This window comes from Neisseria sp. N95_16 (assembly GCF_002551535.2).
GTDB lineage: Bacteria > Pseudomonadota > Gammaproteobacteria > Burkholderiales > Neisseriaceae > Neisseria > Neisseria brasiliensis.
Genome location: NZ_PDBT02000094.1, coordinates 1 through 7,213 on the forward strand (window position 1 = coordinate 1; position 7,213 = coordinate 7,213).

A 7,213-nucleotide genomic window follows, 5' to 3' on the forward strand; every position below is an offset into this window, starting at 1 on the left:
GCTACTCGCTATGAGAAATTAGCTCGTAATTTTAAATCGATGCTTTACTTGGCTTGCTCTATTATTCATGCTAAGTTAAATTGAGGACACGCCCTAGTAGCTTATCAGGTTTTTTGATAATTTTGCTTCCTAAGTCCCTTGATTATTGTTACCTTACAAAAAAAACTTTAAACTCATATGTCCCACTTAAACATCGCCATCAACTGCTTCAGAAAAGGCGGAGGTATGGAAAGCTATACCTTCGACTTGGTTCGCGGATTAAATACAGAAAACATCCGCCCCACTGTTTATGCCACACAGATTGACCAGACCATGGCTGAATTTGCTATGGCTGATGTAGTGCATATCAACCAAAAGCGGATACCGAAAAAATTACGCCCCTTTTTCTTCACCCACCAACTTACCAAGTACAATATTCAAGGCAAACTCATCGCCTGCAACCCCAGCGATCATGCCGATGTTTTAGTATGTGGCGGCACCCATTTAGGTTATCTCAAACACATGAAGCAAAACGCGAATTTGTTGGATAAACTGACCATCCGCCGCAACCGCACCAACTATGCCACCGCAAAAAGCATCATGGCTCATTCGGCGATGATGGCGCAGGAATTGACCGAGTATTACGGCGTGCCGTCTGAAAAAATCCGCGTGGTATATCCACCTGCCGATACCGAACGCTATTTTCCTCAGCCCGAGCGAGTGGCCGAACTGCGCCGTCAATTTGGTTTCGGCGATGATGAAACCGTTTTTGTGTTTCCTTCCACCGGCCACAAACGCAAGGGGCTGGATGTATTGACGGCATTTTTCGAGCAAACCGATTTGCCCGTTCGCTTGGTTGTGGCCGGTTCGCCCTTGCCCCGCCCGATGAAAAACGTCACCGAATTGGGTTTTTGCAAAAACATGCCGGATTTATATCGCGCTGCCGATTTCACTATCATGGCCTCCCTATACGAACCTTTCGGTTTGGTCGGCATAGAATCCGTTTTGTGTGGCACGCCGGTTGTGTTCGCCGATAATATCGCCTGCACCGAAGTGATGAATGAACAAGCCGGTTTGTTTTTCCAACGCGACAATCCGGATTCACTTGCCGCCGCCATTATCCAAGCGCACGAGCGAAAACAGCAGGGTACTCACAAAATAAGCAACCCACGTTCCGCCCTCAGCTACGACCCTACGCTGGCCACACACATCCAAGCCTTAAAAGAAATGCTAGCAGCGGTTTAAATATTGAGGCCGTCTGAAATCCATAACCAAGATTTCAGATGGCCTTTTCATTATGATATACCTAACATTAGATTAAAAAGCCTATTTATGCTATAAAGGCCGTCTGAAATCCATAACCAAGATTTCAGACGGCCTTTTCATTATGATATACCTAACATTAGATTAAAAAGCCTATTTATGCTATAAAGGCCGTCTGAAAATTCATTTTACGCAACGAAAGGATCCTGGATGAGTAATCAAGATTTAAGCGGCAAAATCGCTTTAGTTACCGGCGCATCACGCGGTATCGGTGCGGCGATTGCCGATACATTGGCCGCAGCCGGTGCCACCGTGATTGGTACGGCCACCAGCGACAGCGGTGCAGCAGCGATTGGTGAGCGTTTGGCGCCATGGGGCGGCCAAGGCCGTGCGTTGAATTCTGCTGAGCCGGAAAGCATCGAAACATTGATTGCCGAGATTGAAAAAGAATTCGGCAAACTGGATATTTTGGTCAACAACGCCGGCATCACGCGCGATAACCTGTTGATGCGCATGAAAGAAGAAGAATGGGACGACATCATGCAGGTCAACCTGAAATCTGTCTTCCGCGCCTCTAAAGCCGTGTTGCGCGGCATGATGAAACAACGCAGAGGCCGCATCATCAACATCACTTCCGTAGTCGGCGTGATGGGTAATGCCGGTCAAACCAACTATGCCGCTGCCAAAGCAGGCTTAATCGGTTTTGCTAAATCAATGGCACGCGAAGTCGGCAGCCGTGGCGTAACCGTCAACTGTGTAGCACCGGGCTTTATCGACACCGACATGACCCGCGTCTTGCCGGAAGAAACCCGCAAAATGTTTGAAGCGCAAACTTCTTTAGGCAAATTCGGCGAAGCGCAAGACATCGCCGATGCGGTTTTGTTCTTGGCTTCCGACCAAGCCAAATACATCACCGGCCAAACGCTGCATGTCAACGGCGGTATGTTGATGCCTTAATGTTTGTATGAATAAGAGAGGCCGTCTGAAAAATCGTTTTCAGACGGCCTTTTGTCGATAAAATCCTGAATCTCCCTTATTTTTTGCTATAATTTATAGTTGTTTTAAATAGAAATCAGACAAGGCGACAGCGACCGCCGTGTACATCGAGTACATAAGGGCGCTGGCAACGCAGTATGATTTTTATTTGAAACGACTATCTTTCGCCGTTTGCATAAATCCCCGCCCCTGTTTCGCTAAGATTTTTTCAGACGGCCTTGCGCACTCTTCTCTCTATTCATAACAAGGCCGCCTTTTATGCATGAGTTTTCTCTTGCCCATGTCGTCATCGTTCTGCTGGTTTCGGTTATTACCGTTATCTATTGCCGCAAATTCAATATTCCTTCCATGCTCGGTTATCTGTTGGTCGGCTTTATCGCCGGCCCGGGCATGTTCAGCCTGATTCCGAAAAGCCACGCCACAGATTATTTGGGTGAAATCGGTATTGTGTTTTTGATGTTCAGCATCGGTTTGGAATTTTCGCTGCCGAAACTCAAGGCGATGAAAAAGCTGGTATTCGGCTTAGGCGGTTTGCAGGTCGTCATCAGCATGTTGGCGATTATGGGGATTTTAATGCTGATGGGCACGCCGTTTAACTGGGCGTTTGCCGTCAGCGGTGCATTGGCGATGTCGTCCACCGCAATTGTGAGCCGCATTTTGTCGGAGAAAACCGAATTGGGTCAGCCCCACGGCCAAATGTCGATGGGTGTGTTGCTGATGCAGGATATTGCGGTGGTGCCGTTGATGATTCTGATTCCGGCGCTGGCGGGCGGCAGCGAAGGCAATTTGTGGGCGGAACTGGGCTGGGCGGGCTTGAAAATGGTGATTACGCTCGGCGTGTTGTTCTTTGTTGGCAATAAAGTGATGTCGCCTTGGTTCCGCATGGTGGCCAAGCGTAAGTCGTCTGAATTATTCATGATCAACGTTTTGCTGGTGACGCTGGGCGTGGCCTACCTGACCGAACTGGAAGGCTTGTCACTGGCTTTGGGGGCGTTTGTTGCCGGTATGTTGCTGTCAGAAACCGAATACCGTTTTCAAGTAGAAGACGATATTCGTCCGTTCCGCGATATTTTGCTCGGCTTTTTCTTTATCACCGTCGGCATGAAGCTGGATATTCAGGCGCTGATTAATAATTGGCAGATGATTTTAGTGTTGCTGGCGATGCTGGTGGTGTTGAAAGCGTTGATTGTGTTCCTGATTGCCTTCCGCATGAGACATCCGGTCGGCGACAGTATGAAAGCTGCGTTGTATTTGGCGCAAGGCGGTGAATTCGGTTTTGTAATGTTGGCGATTTCCAGCAAAATCAACATGGTTTCGCCGGAATTGGAACAAGCGGCTACCGCTGCCGTGTTGCTGTCGATGATCATTGCACCGTTCTTGCTGGGCAGCAGCGATAAAATTATCAACCGTTTTATCAAATCCAACTGGGACATGAAAGCGTTGGATTTGCACAATATGCTGGTCGAAACCATGAGCAAATCCGACCACGTTTTGATTATCGGTTTTGGTCGCGGCGGTCAAACAGTCGGCCGTATTTTGGCGCAGGAAAACATCCCCTACTTCGCGCTGGATTTGGATGTCGAGCGCGTTCAAGTTGCCCGCAGCGCAGGCGAACCAGTGGCATTCGGCGATGCCAAACGCCGCGAAGTATTGGAAGCCGCAGGATTAGCGCGTGCCAAAATGGTGGTATTGACACTCAACAACATGGCCGAAGCCAAACATGTGGTCAACCACATCATTGCCCTTCATCCGACCATGCCAATTTACGCACGCGCCATTGACGACGATTACGTCAAGAGCCTGACTGAAATGGGCGTAGAAGAAGCCGTTTCCGATACCAAAGAAACCAGTTTGGCCTTAGCCAGCTATGCCATGTTGGCCAATGGCTCACCCTACAACCATGTGCATCAAACCATCATGAATATCCGCCGCAACGGTTATGCCTTTTTAGAGGACTTATTCGTCGGCAGCGATGACGAAACCATTTTCTCTGAAGAACACAAACACATCTGCCGCCATGCCTTTGCACTAACCGGTGAAGCCTACGCCATCGACCACCCTGTGCGTGATTTGCCTTTGGCCGATTTGGGCATCAAATTATTATTCGTCCGCCGCAGCGCCAGCCGGATTGAAGATTTTGATTCGAATTTCACTTTAGCTTCCGGCGACATCTTAGTTGTTGCAGGCCCGCAAGATAAAATTATTTCTTTTGAAAACTGGAGTTTGCAAGGAGAAGCTTGATTATGCAAAAATAAAACTTGCGTAAAATAACGATTTTTGATTTAATAGCGTCTTCGCAGTTTTGCGTCAATGGGTGATTAGCTCAGTTGGTAGAGCGTCTGCCTTACAAGCAGAATGTCGGCGGTTCGACTCCGTCATCACCCACCAAGTTTCTTGCAATTGTGGCAACACAATTGCTTGCGCGGTGGTAGCTCAGTTGGTTAGAGTACCGGCCTGTCACGCCGGGGGTCGCGGGTTCGAGCCCCGTCCGCCGCGCCAAACCTTTTTCAGATATTGAGGTCATCAATATCTTTCGGGTGATTAGCTCAGTTGGTAGAGCGTCTGCCTTACAAGCAGAATGTCGGCGGTTCGACTCCGTCATCACCCACCAAGTTTCTTGTAGTTGTGGCAACACAATTACTTGCGCGGTGGTAGCTCAGTTGGTTAGAGTATCGGCCTGTCACGCCGAGGGTCGCGGGTTCGAGCCCCGTCCGCCGCGCCAATATAAAAAAGCACCGAAACTCGGTGCTTTTATTAATACGGGTGATTAGCTCAGTTGGTAGAGCGTCTGCCTTACAAGCAGAATGTCGGCGGTTCGACTCCGTCATCACCCACCAAATCAAAAAGCCTTATGCATTGCATAAGGCTTTTTTATGCTTATTGTGTCAGGCGGCCTTTAGCAATCATGCATCATCTTTACTGGATATTAGCAAACCTGCTGGAGAATCTAGAAAGTCCCACTCATGAAAAATGCCGTCTGAAACTTTTCAGACGGCATTATCAATTGTCTTCAAACAATCGGCTTTATTCCAGCACTACTTCCACTCGGCGCGCTTCTGCATTGCTGCCGCTGCCTTCGGTATCTGCTGGCTTGCGCAATTCAATTTGCTGTTCCGCCACACCAAAGCCCATCAGGGCATTTTTTACCGCCAAGGCACGGTCTTTAGACAATTGTTCGTTAAACGCTTGATTACCGGTTGAATCGTGAAAACCGGACACCACCGCTTTTTGACCGTTTTTCACACCAGCCAATACATCTTTCAATGCTTCTTGTGCACCGGCAGCCAAATCGGATTTACCGGTCGCAAAGTAGAATTTTACGATACCGTTTTCCACAAATACCGCAGCCGCGTCATCGGCAAGATTATGCGCCGCGCCATGCGCTGCAACAGCATGATCATGCGCCGCCATTTCAGTTTGGCCATAATTTGGCGAACCTTCAATTTTACCGGTTTCCCAACCCCAAACAGAAAGGAACAAGGTTACAACCGTTGCCAAAGCTGCGGCGCCACCGGCAATCCATAAACCCAGACGTTGTTCTTTGTGATTGTCATTATCCGACATCTTCTATTTCCTCTTTTAAGTTAAACCATTAAAAAGCATTCAGCCGCCATTATACCTAAAAAGCCGTATTTGTAACGCAACTTCTCTGATCTTAAATGCCGCTGTCGCCAACAATCGCGATAATCATACAAGGCCGTCTGAAAAATCCGCGGATACCGACGGACAAAACTATTCAAAACCTCATCAAAACAGTAAAATAAAGCCTTTCGATTATCTGAATAACAAAAGCCATGCTGACTTTCCAACAAATCATCTTCAAATTGCAAACATTCTGGGCCGACAAAGGCTGCACCCTAATCCAACCTTTCGACATGGAAGTCGGCGCCGGCACCAGCCACCCAGCCACCTGCCTGCGCGCACTCGGCCCTGAGCCTTGGTATGCCGCCTATGTGCAACCGAGCCGCCGCCCGAAAGACGGTCGCTACGGCAACAATCCCAACCGCCTGCAACACTATTACCAATTCCAAGTTGCCCTGAAACCGGCACCAGCCGATATTCAAGATTTGTATCTCGACTCATTGCGCGAACTGGGCATCGATCCGAAAGTGCACGACATTCGTTTTGTTGAAGACGACTGGGAAAACCCAACCTTAGGCGCATGGGGCTTGGGCTGGGAAGTATGGCTCAACGGCATGGAAGTCACCCAGTTTACCTATTTCCAACAAGTCGGCGGCATTGATTGCTCACCGGTATTGGGCGAAATCACCTACGGCATCGAGCGCTTGGCGATGTATCTGCAAGGCGTAGAAAATGTATACGACTTGGTTTGGTCACACACCCCCGATGGCCAAGCCGTGACTTATGGCGACGTGTACCACCAAAACGAAGTGGAACAATCCACCTACAACTTCGAATACAGCGATGCCGAATGGCTACTGCGCCAGTTTAACGACTACGAAGCCCAAGCCAAACGCCTGCTGGATATCGACGACACCAGCCTTGCCCTGCCTGCTTACGAATTGGTATTGAAAGCCGGACACACCTTCAACCTGCTTGATGCCCGCGGCGCCATTTCCGTGACCGAACGTGCCACCTACATCGGCCGCATCCGCACCTTGAGCCGCATCGTGGCACAAAAATTCGTGGAAAGCCGAGAGCAGCTAGGCTTCCCATTGATTAAAAACAAAGCAGCATAAAAATTTCAGACGGCCTTACATTCGCCTAACAAGTGCAATTTCCAATAACAGAAAAGGCCAGTATGCGGTAGTATACTGCCTTTCCTGACAAGAAAGATTGCAATATGGCCTACACACAACTGACCTCACACCAAAGATACTACATTTCCAGACATTACCGCAACCTACCCCTAAACCAAATCGCACAGAACATCGGTTGTCATCCCGCCACCGTCAGTCGGGAAATCAGACGGCATTCCGTCAACGGAACCTACTGTTACCGAAAAGCACAACAG

The 7,213-nt window shown here is 48.9% G+C and carries 6 protein-coding genes, 5 tRNA genes and 1 pseudogene; 11 read left to right on the forward strand and 1 reads right to left on the reverse strand.

The genetic code is table 11. The features are described from left to right. From CRG49_RS11620 to CRG49_RS11660, 9 genes and pseudogenes are all read left to right on the forward strand, one after another. A pseudogene (locus CRG49_RS11620) lies at window positions 1-84 on the forward strand (IS5/IS1182 family transposase); the annotation flags it as partial. A 93-nt stretch (window positions 85-177) separates the two neighbouring features. Then, window positions 178-1,224, forward strand: a complete 1,047-nt coding sequence (locus CRG49_RS11625; RefSeq protein WP_095501594.1) for a glycosyltransferase family 4 protein — start codon at window positions 178-180, stop codon at window positions 1,222-1,224. Between the two features lie 228 nt (window positions 1,225-1,452). Continuing rightward, window positions 1,453-2,199 (forward strand): 3-oxoacyl-ACP reductase FabG, encoded by a 747-nt coding sequence (gene fabG / locus CRG49_RS11630; protein ID WP_095501593.1) that lies wholly within the window; start codon window positions 1,453-1,455, stop codon window positions 2,197-2,199. Window positions 2,200-2,496: 297 nt separating this feature from the next. Continuing rightward, a complete protein-coding gene (locus tag CRG49_RS11635; RefSeq protein ID WP_095501592.1) occupies window positions 2,497-4,479 on the forward strand; it encodes a cation:proton antiporter in 1,983 nt (660 codons plus the stop codon). Between the two features lie 71 nt (window positions 4,480-4,550). Continuing rightward, a tRNA-Val gene (locus CRG49_RS11640) sits at window positions 4,551-4,626 on the forward strand. 34 nt (window positions 4,627-4,660) lie between these two features. After that, window positions 4,661-4,737 (forward strand) — tRNA-Asp (locus CRG49_RS11645). Window positions 4,738-4,773: 36 nt separating this feature from the next. Beyond that, window positions 4,774-4,849 (forward strand) — tRNA-Val (locus CRG49_RS11650). A 34-nt stretch (window positions 4,850-4,883) separates the two neighbouring features. Next, window positions 4,884-4,960, forward strand: a tRNA-Asp gene (locus tag CRG49_RS11655). A gap of 39 nt (window positions 4,961-4,999) precedes the next feature. Continuing rightward, window positions 5,000-5,075 (forward strand) — tRNA-Val (locus CRG49_RS11660). A 187-nt stretch (window positions 5,076-5,262) separates the two neighbouring features. On the opposite strand, the gene CRG49_RS11665 is transcribed toward CRG49_RS11660, so the two are convergent. Next, on the reverse strand, window positions 5,263-5,802 hold the full coding sequence (locus tag CRG49_RS11665; RefSeq protein ID WP_095501591.1) for an OmpA family protein: 540 nt from the start codon (window positions 5,800-5,802) through the stop codon (window positions 5,263-5,265). A gap of 230 nt (window positions 5,803-6,032) precedes the next feature. Here CRG49_RS11665 and glyQ point away from each other — a divergent pair, with 230 nt between their 5' ends. Both glyQ and CRG49_RS14045 read left to right on the forward strand, forming a co-directional pair. Beyond that, complete coding sequence (gene glyQ, locus CRG49_RS11670; protein ID WP_095501590.1) at window positions 6,033-6,938, forward strand: glycine--tRNA ligase subunit alpha; 906 nt, start codon at window positions 6,033-6,035, stop codon at window positions 6,936-6,938. A 104-nt stretch (window positions 6,939-7,042) separates the two neighbouring features. Further along, window positions 7,043-7,213, forward strand: a 171-nt coding sequence (locus CRG49_RS14045) for a helix-turn-helix domain-containing protein (RefSeq protein ID WP_157807888.1), incomplete at its 3' end; no start/stop codon positions are given.

Excerpts from the sequence above, each read along its gene's own strand:
- CRG49_RS11665 (WP_095501591.1), bottom strand. The coding sequence starts at position 5,802 with ATGTCGGATAATGACAATCACAAAGAACAACGTCTGGGTTTATGGATT.
- CRG49_RS11635 (WP_095501592.1), top strand. The coding sequence starts at position 2,497 with ATGCATGAGTTTTCTCTTGCCCATGTCGTCATCGTTCTGCTGGTTTCG.
- fabG (WP_095501593.1), top strand. The coding sequence starts at position 1,453 with ATGAGTAATCAAGATTTAAGCGGCAAAATCGCTTTAGTTACCGGCGCA.
- glyQ (WP_095501590.1), top strand. The coding sequence starts at position 6,033 with ATGCTGACTTTCCAACAAATCATCTTCAAATTGCAAACATTCTGGGCC.
- CRG49_RS11625 (WP_095501594.1), top strand. The coding sequence starts at position 178 with ATGTCCCACTTAAACATCGCCATCAACTGCTTCAGAAAAGGCGGAGGT.